At 33.4% G+C, this 17,846-nt stretch carries 12 protein-coding genes and 1 other annotated feature; of the genes, 1 reads left to right on the top strand and 11 read right to left on the bottom strand.

Annotation, left to right across the window (positions count from 1 at the left end; translation table 11 throughout):
- Positions 1-124 precede the first annotated feature (124 nt).
- The 11 genes from rpoC to AC1VAQ_RS09740 all read right to left on the bottom strand — a co-directional run bounded on the left by rpoC (position 125) and on the right by AC1VAQ_RS09740 (position 16,589).
- Positions 125-3,754 (bottom strand): DNA-directed RNA polymerase subunit beta', encoded by a 3,630-nt coding sequence (gene rpoC, locus AC1VAQ_RS09790; protein ID WP_302597331.1) that lies wholly within the window; start codon positions 3,752-3,754, stop codon positions 125-127.
- 22 nt (positions 3,755-3,776) lie between these two features.
- Positions 3,777-7,628: a DNA-directed RNA polymerase subunit beta gene (gene rpoB / locus AC1VAQ_RS09785; protein ID WP_302597332.1), complete on the bottom strand. Its 3,852-nt coding sequence runs from the start codon at positions 7,626-7,628 to the stop codon at positions 3,777-3,779.
- Between the two features lie 436 nt (positions 7,629-8,064).
- The gene (gene rplL / locus AC1VAQ_RS09780) at positions 8,065-8,436 is read right to left on the bottom strand and encodes a 50S ribosomal protein L7/L12 (protein WP_302597333.1); all 372 of its coding nucleotides are present in this window, start codon (positions 8,434-8,436) and stop codon (positions 8,065-8,067) included.
- 114 nt (positions 8,437-8,550) lie between these two features.
- Complete coding sequence (gene rplJ, locus AC1VAQ_RS09775; RefSeq protein WP_302597334.1) at positions 8,551-9,036, bottom strand: 50S ribosomal protein L10; 486 nt, start codon at positions 9,034-9,036, stop codon at positions 8,551-8,553.
- Between the two features lie 64 nt (positions 9,037-9,100).
- Positions 9,101-9,239: a sequence feature (ribosomal protein L10 leader region), on the bottom strand.
- A 370-nt stretch (positions 9,240-9,609) separates the two neighbouring features.
- A complete protein-coding gene (locus AC1VAQ_RS09770) occupies positions 9,610-10,056 on the bottom strand; it encodes a GNAT family N-acetyltransferase (protein ID WP_302600040.1) in 447 nt (148 codons plus the stop codon).
- Positions 10,049-11,368, bottom strand: coding sequence for a polysaccharide pyruvyl transferase family protein (locus tag AC1VAQ_RS09765; RefSeq protein WP_479903860.1), 1,320 nt, complete (start codon positions 11,366-11,368; stop codon positions 10,049-10,051). Before AC1VAQ_RS09765 ends, AC1VAQ_RS09770 begins: the two co-directional genes overlap by 8 nt.
- 14 nt (positions 11,369-11,382) lie before the next feature.
- Positions 11,383-12,189, bottom strand: a complete 807-nt coding sequence (locus AC1VAQ_RS09760; protein WP_302600042.1) for a radical SAM protein — start codon at positions 12,187-12,189, stop codon at positions 11,383-11,385.
- A gap of 45 nt (positions 12,190-12,234) precedes the next feature.
- Complete coding sequence (locus tag AC1VAQ_RS09755; protein WP_302600043.1) at positions 12,235-12,942, bottom strand: WbqC family protein; 708 nt, start codon at positions 12,940-12,942, stop codon at positions 12,235-12,237.
- A gap of 78 nt (positions 12,943-13,020) precedes the next feature.
- Positions 13,021-14,535, bottom strand: coding sequence for a glycosyltransferase family 2 protein (locus AC1VAQ_RS09750; protein WP_302600044.1), 1,515 nt, complete (start codon positions 14,533-14,535; stop codon positions 13,021-13,023).
- A 31-nt stretch (positions 14,536-14,566) separates the two neighbouring features.
- Positions 14,567-15,355 (bottom strand): radical SAM protein, encoded by a 789-nt coding sequence (locus AC1VAQ_RS09745; protein WP_479903859.1) that lies wholly within the window; start codon positions 15,353-15,355, stop codon positions 14,567-14,569.
- A gap of 130 nt (positions 15,356-15,485) precedes the next feature.
- Complete coding sequence (locus AC1VAQ_RS09740) at positions 15,486-16,589, bottom strand: DegT/DnrJ/EryC1/StrS family aminotransferase (RefSeq protein WP_479903858.1); 1,104 nt, start codon at positions 16,587-16,589, stop codon at positions 15,486-15,488.
- A 500-nt stretch (positions 16,590-17,089) separates the two neighbouring features.
- On the opposite strand from AC1VAQ_RS09740, the gene AC1VAQ_RS09735 reads away from it, so the two are divergent.
- Entirely contained in the window at positions 17,090-17,383 is a 294-nt protein-coding gene (locus tag AC1VAQ_RS09735; RefSeq protein ID WP_479903857.1) for a hypothetical protein, read from the top strand.
- The last annotated feature ends 463 nt before the right edge of the window (positions 17,384-17,846 follow it).

The following is a 17,846-nucleotide window of genomic DNA, read 5'->3' as shown; positions in this document are numbered from 1 at the left end:
AAATGGCCTAAATTTATTACTATATTTTATTATATCACATCTTACTATACTTTAGATTATTTTATATAAACTACAAAAAGTGGTATCTAGAAAGCTTTCACCTTCTAAATACCACTTTAATTTATTAGTCGTTAACCATCTCGATGTCGAGTTTACGGTATCTATCCATACCTGTACCGGCTGGAATAAGTTTACCGATGATAACGTTCTCTTTAAGACCGATAAGTGGGTCTGTTTTACCTTTAATAGCTGCCTCTGTAAGAACTTTAGTTGTTTCTTGGAATGAGGCTGCTGATAAGAAGCTTTCTGTAGCAAGAGATGCTTTTGTAATACCTAAAAGTACATTCTTACCTTCTGCTGGCTGTAAACCTTTAGCAATTGCTTCTTTGTTTACATCTTCAAAGTCTAAGATATCAACTGAACTTCCTGGAAGTAAATCTGTATCTCCGTTTTCTTCGATTTTAACTTTTTTAAGCATTTGACGAACAATAACTTCGATATGTTTATCATTGATATCTACCCCTTGTAGACGGTAAACACGTTGTACTTCTTGAATCATGTAATGTTGTACCCCAAGAACACCTTTAATTTTAAGGATATCATGTGGGTTAACGCTACCTTCTGTAAGCTCATCACCAGCTTCTACAGACATACCATCTGTAACTTTGATTCTTGAACCGTAAGGAATTACGTACGATTTTACATTACCTGTTTCATTATCTGTGATTGTAACTTCACGTTTTTTCTTGTTATCTGTAATTGATACGATACCATCGATTTCTGAGATAATCGCAAGACCTTTTGGTTTACGTGCCTCGAATAACTCTTCGACACGAGGAAGACCTTGAGTGATATCGTCTCCGGCAATACCCCCTGTATGGAAAGTACGCATTGTAAGCTGTGTACCTGGTTCACCGATTGATTGAGCAGCGATGATACCTACTGATTCACCAATTCTTACTTCATTACCAGATGACATGTTTGCACCGTAACATCTAGCACATACACCCATCTTAGATTTACATCTAAGTACGTTACGGATACGTGCACCTGTAATACCGATTGATTCAATATATTCAGCTTGGTTAGGTGTAATCATTTTGTTAGCTTCAACAATTACTTCACCTGTTTCTGGGTGAACGATTGGTTCTGCTGTGAAACGTCCACTTAAACGTTCACTAAGTGGCTCGATGACTTCTGAACCATCTTTGTAAGCTTGAACCCACATACCTGGAATTGGTTCATCTGGATGATGTTCGTGACAATCTTGTTCACGAATGATAACGTCTTGAGAAACGTCTACAAGACGACGTGTAAGGTATCCTGAATCGGCTGTACGAAGCGCTGTATCGGCAAGACCTTTACGAGCACCGTGAGCTGAGATGAAGTATTCAAGTACAGTAAGACCTTCACGGAAGTTAGCTTTGATAGGAAGCTCGATTGTACGACCTGATGTAGATGCCATCAGACCACGCATACCAGCTAACTGTTTAATCTGGTTGGTAGAACCACGGGCACCAGAGTGAGCCATCATGTAGATATTGTTATAACGTCCAAGGTTATCAAGAAGCGCCTTTGTAATCTTATCATTGGCAACGTTCCATGCTTGGATAACTTTGTTATAACGTTCTTCATCTGTCATAAGACCACGTCTGAATAATTTAGTTACATGATCTACTGCTTTTTGAGCTTCTTCAAGATACATTGGTTTTTCTGGTGGTACTGTCATATCTGATACAGATACTGTAAGCGCCCCTCTAGTAGAGAACTTATAACCTAAGTCCTTAATGTTATCTAATAGAATAGCTGTTTGTGTTGCACCATGTTTGTTAATACATTTTTTAATGATCTTACCAAGTTCTTTTTTACCGGCTAAGAAATCAACTTCATATTTGAATTTGTTTTCTTCTTTAGTTCTGTCTACGAAACCTAAGTCTTGTGGCATAATTTCATTTAAGATAATACGTCCAACTGTAGTTTCTGTAAGACCTGTTTGCATTTCACCATCCACCATTACTGTATGACGTACATGAATTGGTGCATGAAGTGTCACTACTTTATTGTCATAAGCAAGAAGCGCTTCTTTTTCATCATGGAAATATTTGCCTGAGCCAATTTGGCGTTTAACATATACTACTGTTCCATCTTCTTTTGTTACTTCTTCAAGCTCATCTTTATCTGTAAGTTCTCCTACTGCTTCACGAGTAGCATACTCCTCATCTTCTTTCTTAAGTGTGAGGTAGTAGATACCAAGAACCATATCTTGAGATGGTACAGCAACTGGTGCCCCATCAGAAGGTTTAAGAAGGTTGTTTGGTGCTAAAAGAAGGAATCTACATTCTGCTTGTGCTTCTACTGATAATGGTACGTGAACCGCCATCTGGTCACCATCGAAGTCAGCATTGTAAGCTGTACATACAAGTGGGTGAAGTTTAATGGCACGTCCTTCTACAAGGATTGGTTCGAATGCTTGGATACCTAAGCGGTGAAGTGTAGGAGCACGGTTAAGCATTACTGGATGCTCTTTAATGATTTCTTCAAGAACGTCCCAAATTTGTGGTTGTAATCTTTCAATCATGTGTTTAGCATTTTTGATATTGTGTGCAATACCATCAGATACTAATTTTTTCATAACGAAAGGTTTGAATAACTCAATCGCCATTTCTTTTGGAAGACCACATTGATAAATTTTAAGACTTGGCCCTACTACGATAACTGAACGTCCTGAGTAGTCAACACGTTTACCAAGTAAGTTTTGACGGAAACGACCTGATTTACCTTTAAGCATATCAGATAATGATTTAAGTGGTCTGTTTCCAGGACCCACTACAGGTTTACCACGACGACCATTATCGATAAGTGCATCAACTGCCTCTTGTAACATACGCTTTTCATTTCTTACGATGATGTTAGGAGCTCCTAAATCAAGTAATCTTTTAAGACGGTTGTTACGGTTAATAACTCTTCTGTAAAGGTCATTAAGGTCAGATGTTGCGAAACGTCCACCATCAAGTTGAATCATTGGTCTAAGATCTGGAGGAAGTACTGGTACTACATCCATAATCATCCACTCTGGTTTATTTTCTGATAAACGGAAAGCTTCAATTACTTCAAGACGTTTGATAACACGAACTCTTTTTTGACCTGTTGTAGTTCTGAGCTGATCTTTAAGTTCAGCACTTTCTTTCTCAAGGTCGATGTCTTGAAGAAGTTTTTTGATAGCTTCAGCACCCATTTCAGCAACAAATGAGCCTGCACCGTATTTCTCTTCAGCTTCTCTAAATTCTTTTTCGCCTAAAATTTCTTTGTAGGCAAGACCTGTATCTTTTGGGTCTAATACAATGTAAGAAGCGAAGTATAAGATTTTCTCAAGTTTACCTGGAGTAATATCTAAGATAAGACCCATTCTACTTGGAATACCTTTGAAGTACCAAATGTGAGATACTGGAGCAGCCAGTTCAATGTGCCCCATTCTCTCACGACGTACTTTTGCTTTTGTAACTTCAACGCCACAACGATCACAAACTACGCCTTTATATCTAATTCTCTTATACTTTCCACAGTGACATTCCCAGTCTTTGCTAGGTCCGAAAATTCTTTCGCAGAAGAGACCATCTCTTTCTGGTCTTTGTGTACGGTAGTTAATTGTTTCTGGTTTTTTTACTTCTCCTCGTGACCACTCGCGGATTTTTTCAGGGGAAGCAAGTCCTATCTTAATTTTTTCAAAGAAGATAGCTTGATCCATGTTTGACATGCTATGCACTCCCTTCATACTTTTATAAATCTAAATCACCTAATGAATCATCCTCAAAGATCATATCATCTTCTGGTTCAAAATCTAGTTCAATATTATCATCGAATAAATCTGGTTCTGCTTCCGCATCTGAGTCATCAATGTTTTCTTCGATATAACCATCATCTAAAGCACTTTCTTCAAGTACTTCAACGTTTGGTGCAATGCCTTCACCATCTTCAGTTGTTTCTTTAATATCAACTTCTGTCATGTTACTTGTTAACACTCTGATATCAAGACCAAGTGATTGAAGTTCTTTAAGTAATACTTTGAATGATTCTGGGATACCTGGTTCAGGAATATTTTCACCCTTAACGATTGATTCGTAAGTTTTAACACGACCCACAACGTCATCGGATTTAATTGTTAAGATTTCTTGGAGTGTGTAAGCAGCACCATAAGCTTCAAGTGCCCAAACCTCCATCTCTCCGAAACGTTGTCCACCGAATTGTGCTTTACCACCAAGTGGTTGTTGTGTAATTGTAGCATATGGACCTGTTGAACGTGCATGCATTTTATCATCAACTAAGTGGTGAAGTTTGAGGTAGTGCATGAATCCGATAGTTACAGGGTTATCAAATTCTTCACCTGTTCTACCATCTCTTAAACGAACTTTACCAGTTCTATCAAGAGGAACACCTCTCCATTCGTCGCGGTGATCTCTGTTTTCATAGAGGTAATCAATTACTTCTTGTTTAACTTTTGGTGACCATTTTGCTTCGAATTCTTCCCATGTCCAGTTAACGTAATCGTTAGCCATTTCAAGAGTATCCATAATGTCTTTTTCAGTTGCACCGTTGAATACTGGTGTTTCAACTTTGAAACCAAGTGCTTTAGCAGCAAGACTTAAGTGGATTTCAAGTACCTGTCCGATATTCATACGTGATGGTACCCCTAGTGGGTTAAGAACGATATCAAGAGGACGACCGTTTGGAAGGAATGGCATATCTTCTACTGGAAGTACTCTTGAGATAACCCCTTTATTACCATGTCGACCAGCCATTTTATCCCCAACAGAGATTTTTCTCTTTTGAGCAATATAACAACGAACCATTCTATTAACACCTGGGTCAAGCTCATCGCCATTTTCACGTGTGAAAATCTTAACGTCTACGATAATACCAGCTTCACCATGAGGTACTCTAAGTGAAGTATCTCTAACTTCTCTTACTTTTTCACCGAAGATTGCACGAAGAAGTCTTTCTTCTGCTGTAAGTTCTGTTTCACCTTTTGGTGTAACACGACCTACTAAGATATCTCCTGAACGAACTTCTGCACCAACACGGATAATACCTCTTTCATCAAGATCTTTAAGAGCATCTTCACCTACGTTAGGAATATCTCTTGTAATCTCTTCTGGTCCAACTTTAGTATCACGTGCTTCAACTTCATATTCTTCGATATGAATTGAAGTATAGATATCTTCTTGTACTAATCGTTCACTAAGAAGAACAGCATCTTCGTAGTTGTAACCTTCCCATGTCATGAATCCAATAAGTGGATTTTGACCAAGAGCAAGTTCACCATTTTGTGTAGATGGTCCATCAGCTAAAACATCACCTTTTTTAACGATATCACCTTTATCTACAATTGGTCTTTGATTAATACATGTACCAGCATTACTACGTTCAAATTTCTCTAATTTATAAGAGTGTTTTTTACCTTCATTATCTTTAATAACGATTTCTTTAGCTGTTGATTTTTCAACAACACCATCTTCTTTAGCAATAGCAAGAGCACCTGAATCTAAACCGATTTTGTACTCCATACCTGTAGCTACGATTGGGCTGTTTGTACGAACAAGTGGTACAGCCTGACGTTGCATGTTGGCACCCATGAGGGCACGGTTAGCATCATCGTTTTCAAGGAAAGGAATAAGTGCTGTCGCAACTGATACAATTTGTTTTGTAGAAACGTCCATTAAATCGATTTTTTTGTAATCGTATTCAAGGATATCGTCACCATGACGAGCTGTTACTCTCTTATTAATAAAGTGACCGTTTTCATCAAATTCTTCTGTTGCTTGACATACTGTGTATTTTTCTTCTTCATCAGCTGTGATGTAGATTACTTCATCAGTAAGTCTTGGTTCATCACCTGTTTTGTCGATTACACGGTATGGTGCTTCAATGAAACCATATTCGTTAATACGCGCAAATGTAGCAAGTGAGTTAATAAGACCGATGTTTGGTCCCTCAGGTGTTTCAATAGGGCACATACGGCCGTAGTGTGAATAGTGAACGTCACGAACTTCGAACCCTGCACGTTCTCTTGAAAGGCCACCTGGTCCAAGAGCTGATAATCTACGTTTGTGTGTAAGCTCAGCAAGTGGATTGTTTTGATCCATGAACTGAGATAATTGTGAACTACCGAAGAATTCTTTGATTGCAGAAGATACAGGACGAATGTTAATAAACGCTTGTGGACTAACTGCTTCTTGATCTTGGATAGTCATTCTTTCACGTACAACTCTTTCCATACGAGAAAGACCAATACGGAATTGGTTTTGGAATAATTCACCTACACCACGAATACGTCTATTTCCTAAATGGTCAATATCATCTGTAAGACCAATTTCATATTCTAAGTGCATGTTATAGTTAATAGATGCAAAAATATCATCTAATGTAATTGATTTTGGTACGAGATCATTTTTTCTAGCTTTGATAGCTGCTTTAATCTCATCAATATCTTGATATTCTTCTAAGATTTCTTCAAGTACTGGGTAATAAACAGTATCTTTGATATCAAGTTCTGCTGGATCTACATCTACAAAGTGAGTAAGATCTACACTTCTATTTGTAAGAATTTTTACAGGATTTTCTTGACCAGGTACTGTTACGAAGATTGCTTCAATACCAGTGTTTTGAATATCATTAGCAAGTTTAACTGTGATTTTATCACCTTCGCTAGCAACGATTTCACCTGTGAATGGATCAATAACGTTATCTGCAAGTGTAAGACCTGTTACACGATTACGAAGTGCTAATTTTTTATTGAATTTGTAACGCCCAACTTTTGCAAGGTCGTAACGTTTTGGATCGAAGAACATATTATTAAGAAGTGTTTGCGCACTGTCCACTGTTGGTGGTTCACCTGGACGAATACGTTTGTACATTTCTAAAAGACCTTCTTCATAAGTCTTACTTGTATCCTTTTGAATAGCTTCAAGGATTTTTGGCTCTTCACCAAATTTCTCGATAATTTCTGCGTCAGTCCCAAGACCTAATGAACGTAATAATACTGTAATAGGTACTTTACGAGTACGGTCTACACGTACATAGAAAATATCATTTGAATCTGTTTCATACTCTAACCATGCACCACGGTTAGGGATTACAGATGCAGAGAATAATTTTTTACCTGTTTTATCGAATGCGATATCATAGTAAATACCAGGAGAACGTACTAACTGGCTAACGATAACACGTTCTGCACCATTAATAACGAATGTAGCGTTTTCTGTCATAAGTGGGAAATCACCCATAAATACTTCACTATCAACGCTTGTTCCTGTTTCTTTGTTATGAAGACGTGCTTTTACTTTAAGAGGTGCACAATAAGTAGCATCTCTTTCCTTACATTCTTCAATTGTGTACTTTGGTTTGCTGTCTAAATAAAAATCCACAAATTCTAAAATGAGATTTCCATTAAAGTCTGTGATTGGAGAAATGTCTTCGAATACTTCCTTAAGACCATCTTTTAAGAACCATTCATAAGAAGATCTTTGAAGTTCGATAAGATTAGGTATTTCTACAACATCATCTTTTGTTCTAGCGTAGCTCATGCGAATTTGTTTACCCATATTTACTGGGCGCATTTTAGATTTTTGCATGTGTTCCTCACCCCTTGCAAAATTTATAAATAATGCATATTACTGCATTGTTTCAAAATAGGTTTAAAATGTGACATATTCTAGTTTAAAATGTTTGTCTAAAAACACTTAATATTAGAATATGTATTGTAAATAGTTAGTCAATATGCTATACTAAAGAAAAAAATGCGTAGCAAGATAGCATATTAACGCATTTTATAATGCTATCACAAAAAAAAGGTTAAGTCAACCTTTTTTCTTATTTTACGTACATATTTTCAAAAAACAGATTTCTACTATAAAAAAACCGTATTTTATTCATATGGCGATGTTATGCGTTTTCATCATAGCATCGTTATTTTTATGTTTCAAGGTCACTCCCCTATATTAATAGGAAATAAAAAAGGTAGCTCCAAGAGCTACCTTTTTTATTTTAGAGTAACACTGATAACGTGAATTATTTTAATGTTACTTTAGCGCCAACTTCTTCAAGTTTAGCTTTGATTGCTTCAGCTTCTTCTTTAGCAACGCCTTCTTTAAGAACTTTTGGACATCCATCTACAGCTTCTTTAGCTTCTTTTAAGCCAAGACCTGTGATTTCACGAACAACTTTGATTACTTTGATTTTTTCTGAACCAGCTTCTGTTAATTCAACATCGAAGTCTGTTTTTTCTTCAGCTGCTGCTCCAGCTGGACCTGCTGCAACCATAACTCCTGCTGCTGCTGATACACCGAATTCTTCTTCACAAGCTGTTACTAATTCGTTTAATTCTAAGATAGTTAATTCTTTAACTGCATCGATAATTTCTTGGATTGATAATTTTGCCATTGTAAGCACCTCCGTAATTTTTAATTATAACTTATGTTATAACTGATATTGTTTTTTAATTTGTTTAATCTATAAATGTTGTCACTTATAAAGTGTTGCAGATAATACCTAATCTTACGCTTCTTTTTCTGCAACTTGTTTGATAACGCGTGCGAAACTTGCGATAGGTGATTTGAAGCTTCCAAGTAAACGACCAAGTAATTCTTCTCTAGGAGCGATATTACCGATAGCCATCATACCTTTAGCATCGTAGTAGTTACCTTCTACAACACCTGCTTTGAATTCTAATTTTTCGTTAGCTTTAGCTACTTTAGCAAGAATTCTTGGACCTGCTGTTGCATCTTCATAAGAAATAGCGATAGCTGTTGGTCCTTCAAGATCTTTAGAGATCTCAGCGAACTCTGTTCCTTCAATAGCAAAGTTTACCATAGTGTTTTTGTATACTTTGTACTCAACACCAGCTTCACGAAGTTCTTTACGAAGTTGTGTATCTTGTTCTACTGTAAGACCACGATAGTCTACTAATAAAACTGAAGAAGCTCCGTTAAGTTTTTCTTTAATTTGGTTAACAACCACTTGTTTTTGTTCTACTTTTGCCATTGTTGCACCTCCTTGATTTGATACCAAGTTTAATATTAATATTTACTGGCACAAATATTTAATATTAAACAAAAAAATACCACTTTGCTCTTTTTCCGCAGGCAAAGTGGCTATACATCCGTCCATTTATATAAGACCTCGGTAGGTTGTATACGTTATGCCTTATCGGCACCTACTGTCTGCGGTACAGTATTCTTTTTAACAGATATTATTCTATCATATTCAAAACACGCTGTCAACATTTTATAAGCGCCTCTATTTAGCATCTACTATATTTTTAAGTCCTTAGCACATTCTTTGTAAGATGGCACAATGTCTTGTAAGTGTTTTACTATCTTATCTTGTTTCTTAAAATAATTAGATAATATAATTTAAACATCTGGAGAATTCTCTTACCCTTATTTAGCATTCACTATAATTAATGAGACTCCTCTATAGTCTATCTCAATTATAAGCTTTAGTCTTAAGTGACTTTCTTGGCTTATTTTTGAAATAAAACTAAAAACACTCCAAACTATTTTTTGTATATGTCTTGTGTCAGTTCACATCCACTAAATCTCTAATTGTATATCTTTAAAGTACCAACTGTAATATCTTGCTTCTCTCCAACGACTTAATTTCGATGAATCCTCTATTCATATAGAACATCCTTGCATATCTATTCTCATCATACACTTCTAATTGTATTTCCACACATTTTCTCTCTTTACAACGTCTAACCACTTCATTCATGAGTATTGATCCAATATGCTTGTTTGTATATTCTCTTTTTACCGCAAACGAAGTAATAAAAGCTATCTCATTATTACAGTATACTGAACAGGCTGCTACCTCTTCACCTAAATTATCAGAGTATCCAAACACAGTATCAGCACATTTAGCAATTTTATCAGCATACTTTAAAATACTTACACGGGAAGATAAACTAGGAATCATGTGCTCATCTATCTCATATAAAAACTTTTCTATTTTGTTTTTATATAATTCCCCACTACACCATTTAAAAGAAACCTCAAACATTTTGAATAACCTCATATACTTTCTTAACTGCCGTTTGTAATTCTGGTATTATAACACATAAGTCTCTATGTATCATTTCTCTCTCCTCAAAACAACGATCAACTTTATTTCTAAACTCATTTAAATTTCCTGGAGCACAAACATATTCTTCTAATCCCACTTGTTGAGAGAAACCAAACATTTTATCACTATATATTATGCGCTGATCATATTCAACAAATACAGTAGGTACATACTGACTTATAGCTGCTACAGATGCGTGTACTCTTCCAGTTATAAGCATATCAAACTTACCAATCACTGCTTTAAGTCTCTTAGGCACTAAAGGTTCATTAACTAATATGATGTGTTTCTTTAATTCAGGTCTACTTTTTATTAATATGTGGTAAAAATCATTTAATATATCGAAGTCTCTTCCATTCTTTAACTTAAAGTTAGGTGGAAGATCAAATCCATTTGTATGAGAAAATAATATGATGTCTCCATTTAAATCCTTAATAACATGTTCTACAATTTCTCTAAAATTCTCATATTGACTTTCAGAACGTGGCCACATATCATATGGTCCCTCTGGCATATTAAATCCGCCAAAGGTCATCCCCACAACTGTCCGATCATTACTTTTAACTTGATCTATCATCTTAGTCCACTTCGACTCATACGAACAATCTGCCTCAAATAAAAAAGATGGGCAAGGGGCATAAATAACATGGTCTGTTTTTAATCCCCATCTTTTTAAATTTTCTAAGGACACTTTTTCTCGAATCACAACTAAACTAAACTTTTCAAATACTTCTTTAGCTAAATCAGCGCCTTTTACGTTCTGAAAAGGACCTGGAGTAACTGCATATAAAATAGTCTTTTTACCCAGAAGCTGTGCTACTTGCATCTTTAAACAATCAACATAAAGTCGATCTTTACCTACATGCTCCGCATTATCTCCCCACATATCTCCTGAAACATTTATGACATATTCACATTCACTTACAATTTTCACATAAGGATTTGCTTCAATTGTCTTTCCATTTTCACCTAATTTTAAGATATCATAAGTATTCTGAAGATCATTCAATGCTTTTGTCACATCATTCCCATCCCAAGAATAATATAGTTCCATTGGTAATACATTAATTTTTTCATTTTTTATAAATTCATCGTCCATTTGAAAAGTAGTCACTATCTCATAATCTGGGAAAAATGAATGTAATAAGCGAAATAATGGTTCTACAATATAATAATTACCCACATTTCCATATTGCAATCTTCCCCAATGCAATGTACAAAGACCAGTAACTAATATCTTTTTATTCATACTAAAAATCCTCCTTACCTTTTAAGTTGTATTGCTGGTTCCACTCTAGGTACATCATTTCTAAACCCAACGCAATACGCACATGATGTCACACTTACTTGATTTAGCATTCCAACTAATAGTTCCTTTTTCTTCTCAAGGGATACAGAATCATCCATAAGAGGAACATATTCCCCCTCAATAGCTGGAATATGTTTATTTCTGATTCTCCAATAAGATCTGGAGCATCTATGTATACATCCATCATTGATTACAAAGTACTTTCCTGATCCATGTAAACATTTTGCTCCATTCTCATCTCTTTTCTCGAGTGTTTTATGTTTTAATGTGTGATCAGAGAAATCAATCCATCCGTCATAATACAAGCCACTTCCAGTAAATTTGCTGATTCTATATGTGATACCTCTTCTTATTAATTCTCTTTCTATGTCATCTATTTTTACAGATAAATCAGGTCCATAATTGCTGAGAATAATTCGTGTATGTTCTTTATTATTCTCAAAGAAATCTAGCACCTCTTCAGGTATATTTAATGATGCATTAGTTACAAAATCTATACTTGCATTTACTTGATTTTTATACTTATTCATCTCATTTAATATTCTTGCTATTTCCGGATTTAACAGTGGTTCTCCTCCTGTTATTGTAAACCTATTAACTGTATCTACTACCTCAAAATATCTTTTTAGTATTTTACTTGCTTCGTTATAACTCATAACCCATTTTTCTTTATAGTACGGAATGAATGCTAAGCAGTTCTTACAATTCAGATTACAAGCGCCCGCAACATTCAATGCTGTTCTCTTTACATTTACTTTCAAAATAATATTTCTCCTTCTCTCATATATGTTATTTCTATAGCTACTTTAAATCATCTTAAAATAATTCATCATATCGTTAATTTCATCAATATTGCAGAACATTAAAACATCTATAATTGATAATCCAGGTATAAAATCTCCATAAATCTGCTTATAAGGAATAATTTCTTGTTCTAAAAAAAATAGATTAATCTTCTCTTGCTCATATTTCATTGAATCAAAAAATTCTTTTCCACCTGGTGGATTAATGTATGTATCATACCCCATCCGTTTCGTAATATACAATGCCCATTCATCTGGTGCATCTACTTGGATATCATTCATTCCCATTTCAGAAAAGACATCAAACTTCTTATCAATCCCTAAATATTCTGATGTAATTTTTATACTATTAATGGCTAACTCTGACATGGATTTTTCTTCTGATTCTAGAACTGTTTTTATCAGTTCTAGTGTATCATCATAGTATGGCGCTTTATTTTTATATATACTTAATTGACCATAGATTTTTTCTTTCCATGACATAGAATCATTAATATATACAGCGTTTATTGCAGTATTCCTACTACATTTTTTTATAGGTACTGTAAAAAAAATAGGCTCATTGGAACAACTAAGTATACGATTTCGATTAATCCATCCTTTTCGAATATATTGTGGTGTATCAAAGAAAACAAAATGGTCTGAGTTCTTTATCAATGAATAGTATCCAATATAAGGGAATAAGTATGGTTGCATAATGGCAATTCTCATAAAAACTCCTTTAACTTAATAATTATAATGATAATTGTTTTTATACTCTTCTTCCTAAAATTCTATATATTTTCAGCATCACTTTTCATCTTCTAACACTGCTTTCATACTTAATAATTCTTTATCCCCAGGTAATATTTCCAGATAGTCATATAATTCTTTCTCCGCAAATTCTCTATCTATCTTTAGAAATAGTTCAATTTGTTTCTTTTTCATATAAATGAAGTTTCTCTCATCTTCTTTAAGTGCTGCAATATTTAATCCAAGCTCTATAAGAATATTTCTACTCTTATTTACATATCCTTGTTCATTTTCTAAATACTCCTTAACTAAGGCCACGCCTTCATTAAGTTGCTTATTTAAAACAGCACTAATCAACTGCTTATATTGAGTAGCGAAAAAAAGAGTACTGCTCTGTAATAATGCTTCTTGTCTTACTATTTGCAGTATATAATTCTCAATTGCTACTTTCAGCATAGGGCAATCCCAAAACTTATAGATATCAACCAATAATTGATATAATCTTATTCCATCATACATTGCCAATTTCTTAGGAATATAATGAATGATAGCGAACATTTCTGCTGCCTTCCTTGTAACTTCCTCATTTTCAAAAACATCTTGATTTATTAACCATTCACCAACTTCAGCATATTTACTACTATACCCTATCCTACATAATGAACGTGTTGCATTACAGCTAATTACATCATACATTAAAAGAATCTTATTTACATCACCAAATGCTCCAGAAATAATGAGATTTATTACATCTTTAGATTCACAATAATATACGTGCAATAAAAGATTCGTATTAGCTTTTGAAACTTCCCCACACTTTTGCATCAAATAACTAGAATCTCTATCAAACAATATCTGAGGAGCAATAATCCTCTTTCTATCAGAATTATAATTACGATTTTCATTATATAAATAGTAATTATATATTACATCTTTAATAATCCCTACTCGTTTACATCTTAATAATGCTTCCCTAACAAATAAAGTATCTGCCCCATAAGGAACAACTGTAAGGTTTGATAAATTCATCTCATTTAGTACAGACAACTTAATCAGCTTTCCCCAATGAGTTCTCATAATTTGATAATATTCTTTAAATAAGTCTCCAAATAACTCTCCCTCAAGAATAATATTTTTTTCTATTGAACGTACACTTAATTCAGTATCATTCTCTGCATCTAAAAATCTACTACTACCACACACCATATCTAGATTGTCCTGCTCAATATGATTAATCATAGTCTCAAGGCAATTAGGTTCTAGTGTATCATCTGCATCAACTCTACAATAGTATCCCTCTTTTCCATTACATAACGCTAATATTTCAGGAATTCCATACCTCCATCCAATAGGTTGCTCACTAATTTCATCAAAGAAAGTCAAGCGAAATCTATGATCTTCTTTAACATATTCCTTAAGAAAATCTCTTGTATCACTTCCCGAACAATTATCGTATATTAAACATACAAAATTTTCATATGTCTGTTCTTTTATACTATCTAAAGCTCTTTTTAAATATTTAAATCCACTTTCATAAGACTGCAAATAAATATAGACTGTTTTCTTATTCACACAATATCTCCTTACATTATTTTAATATTATTTATTTAATTTGTTCAGCTGCTGGATACAATTGCGTCATTTCCGTTCTTCCATCGCAGTATGCACATGCTGTCGTACTTTTGCACCTTAATAAATTACCTAAATGCTTTCTTTTTTCTTCAGTACTTATCCCTTCATCTAACAAATCTATATAATCTGCATCTGTAAACGGAATCAATTCTTTATATATCCTGTAAAAAGATCGCGTACATGTATGTAATTGCCCTCTATTGATAATATACTTCTTTCCTGTAAAAAAGTAACAACTACTAGCCTGTTTCTCACGTTCTATTTTAGTAGCATGTTTTAAATTATGATCTCTACAATCTATCCATTCAACTCGATTTTCCTCAGTATATAAAATGGCATTTATATTATGTTCCTTCAATTTCATATAATTTGTTTTTGCATATTTTGAAAGGTCTCCATAATTATTAACTACTATTTTTATTTTTTTACTTTGTGATAATACTGATAGCAGTTTTTCTGATAATTCAATCGTACCATTTGTTATCAGTATTATCTCTTTACTAATTTGATCCTCATATTTAAATATTAACTGGATAATATCATTAATATATGGATTGATTAACGGTTCTCCTCCTGTGATTGAAAATTTGTCAACTGTATCTATAATCTGAAAATAATTTTCTAACACACTTTGAGCTTCTTCAAAAGATAACATCTTTGGTTTATCATAATATGGTACATATGCTAAACATAGCTTGCATTTTAATGTACAAAACTCAGTAATCATTAGTGATGTACTTGCTAATCGAACTTTATTCATAAAAATACCCTCTTTTTATTTCAATTTTAAAAATATACTTAATTATATTAAATCAACCTATTGTATTCATTAAGTAAAACCTTTCTCTTTAATTCATATCTTATTATGAAAAAAACTTCATAACTTATCTTTATCTACTTATTATAGATATAATTTTATCCATTTCTGATAGTTGAATTTCCTCATAAAATGGTAAAGTTAAAATCTGAGATGCAATCTTTCGTGCTCTACTAAGTTCATTATATTTGTACTTATTTTTGAAACATACTTGATCAGCTGTTAAAGGATAGAAATATTTTCTTGAATAAACATCATTTTCCTTTAATAAATCATATAATTGATCTCTATTTATATGATATTCTTCAGTAATACGAATAGGAAAATAAGAATAATTTCTACAAACATCATCATTTTCCTCAAAAAAAGTTATACCTTTGATATCCATTAATGCATTCTTATAATATTCATATTTCTTCTTTCTTTCGGATAAGCTTTTATTAATATACTTAAGATTACATAAGCCCATTGCTGCACAAAATTCATTCATTTTAGCATTAGCACCAATATCACTTACTATTTCTTCGCCACGAATCCCAAAGTTTTTTAAATTATATAATTTTTCATATATTTCAGGTTTTGAAAATGTAACTGCTCCACCTTCTATAGTATTAAATACTTTTGTTGCATGAAAACTAAAGATAGAAGCATCTCCATAAGCACCAATTCCTTTACTTTTATATTTTACTCCAAATGCATGAGCTGCATCATAAATCACTTTAAGCCCATATTTCCATGCAATATGCTCTATAGCCTCTATATTGCAGACATTTCCATAAACATGTACAGGCAGAATAGCTACTGTTTTTTCCGTAATTAAATTTTCAATCTGCGATTCATCTATAGTCCCATCAGTTTCTTTAATATCACAAAATACTGGACAAAGATGATTTCTAACTATTGCATGCGTCGTTGAAATAAAAGTAAATGGCGTAGTTATAACTTCTGATCCTTCCGGAAAATCAAATGACTGAATTGCCATTTCCAGTGCCATATGACCATTTACCATTAAAGACAACAATGGAACTTGTAAGTACTCTCGTAACTCTTCCTCTAACTCCCTATGATATACCCCCATATTAGTAATAAGATGTGAATCCCAAAGAGGCCGTATTTTTTCAATATATTCCTCATATGTCGGCATAGATGTCCTCGTAACAAAAATTTTTTTCTTCATTATTATGTCCTCACAGCTAGTATATATATTTTTTTTGTTTAATTTTAAGAATATAAAGCTTTATCCTCCTTATTTACTTATCCCTTAACGCCAATCTGAAGTGAATTATCATCAAATGTATTTTTTCTCCCTGATTCAACCCTGTGACTATATATCCCATTTATTGCGATTATCAATCCTACTAGGTTGTCTCCCGTGGAATTAATTTATATCCTGATGATAATCATTCTAATGCCTTAGATAAATTATTATTTGCTTTATTCAAATACCCTATTGCTGTTAATGTATCAATATTTGTATCAACTGTTATATTCTCCCTATTTATACATCGTCTTATTTTAATCTTTATTAAGACTTCTAAATATAATTTTTTAAAGTTTTTCGTCATGTATCTAAAAAGAGTTGTATTCCTTTTATGATTGTACATATAGGAAATTCTGCAGTTGAAATATCAGAGTACATTGATACAGAGCTATTCGCATCTGTAGTTAGCCGAATCTTTGACATCTCAGCACGAATCACAGACAAAACAGCTGAATGAAGTGAATCAAAAGATGAATTTCAATAGCAAACAATTACAATGGATCTTTAATGAGGCAAAAATAGTGATTGCTTGTAAATATATTATTGATCCAATCCTAGGACAAGTCTATCCTCAAGATGAAGAAATGGAGAAGTTATCTTTTGCACAGGTACCTTCTTCAAATCTTAACACCCTAGTAAACCTGGTATTACGTGGTTATGATACTAGATTTCAAAATAGATTTAAAGGGTTGTATGGAAAATATCTTTAACAATTATATAGGTTTTGATTTTACATATCCTAAATGTGAACCACATCACTTCCATCACCATGCTGAAAACTCAACATTCTTATAGAACATACCTTATTTGAAAAATTTATAGTTCTTATCAACTGGAACTCACTTCAGAAACATACTATTAAACTAAGCATGCTATTAGTTTATTCATCTTTACTGGGTAAATATAAAAATTACTTTTTTGAAGTTACACAGCATATTTTAATACTATAAATGAATGGAAATTTTAGTTAGTAACTAAATAGTATTGTATATATAATTCATTCTTTAAAATATTATCTTTCCTAAATAAAAAAAGTGGCTCCGCCACGTTAAGCAACTTATAGTCTACTTATCATACTATAAGTTGCTTTTTGATTCTTTTCTCTTTTTCTGATATACCTATCATAAGCGTAAACTTAAAACTAAATCTTTCCAGTAACAAAAATAATAAAAA

The organism is Cellulosilyticum sp. (assembly GCF_982396655.1).
This window is presented reverse-complemented; position numbering and strand designations above follow the sequence as displayed.

Coding starts and splice junctions, on each gene's coding strand:
- rpoC (WP_302597331.1), bottom strand. CDS start 3,754: ATGTCAAACATGGATCAAGCTATCTTCTTTGAAAAAATTAAGATAGGA.
- rpoB (WP_302597332.1), bottom strand. CDS start 7,628: ATGCAAAAATCTAAAATGCGCCCAGTAAATATGGGTAAACAAATTCGC.
- rplL (WP_302597333.1), bottom strand. CDS start 8,436: ATGGCAAAATTATCAATCCAAGAAATTATCGATGCAGTTAAAGAATTA.
- rplJ (WP_302597334.1), bottom strand. CDS start 9,036: ATGGCAAAAGTAGAACAAAAACAAGTGGTTGTTAACCAAATTAAAGAA.
- AC1VAQ_RS09770 (WP_302600040.1), bottom strand. CDS start 10,056: ATGTTTGAGGTTTCTTTTAAATGGTGTAGTGGGGAATTATATAAAAAC.
- AC1VAQ_RS09765 (WP_479903860.1), bottom strand. CDS start 11,368: ATGAATAAAAAGATATTAGTTACTGGTCTTTGTACATTGCATTGGGGA.
- AC1VAQ_RS09755 (WP_302600043.1), bottom strand. CDS start 12,942: ATGAGAATTGCCATTATGCAACCATACTTATTCCCTTATATTGGATAC.
- AC1VAQ_RS09745 (WP_479903859.1), bottom strand. CDS start 15,355: ATGAATAAAGTTCGATTAGCAAGTACATCACTAATGATTACTGAGTTT.
- AC1VAQ_RS09740 (WP_479903858.1), bottom strand. CDS start 16,589: ATGAAGAAAAAAATTTTTGTTACGAGGACATCTATGCCGACATATGAG.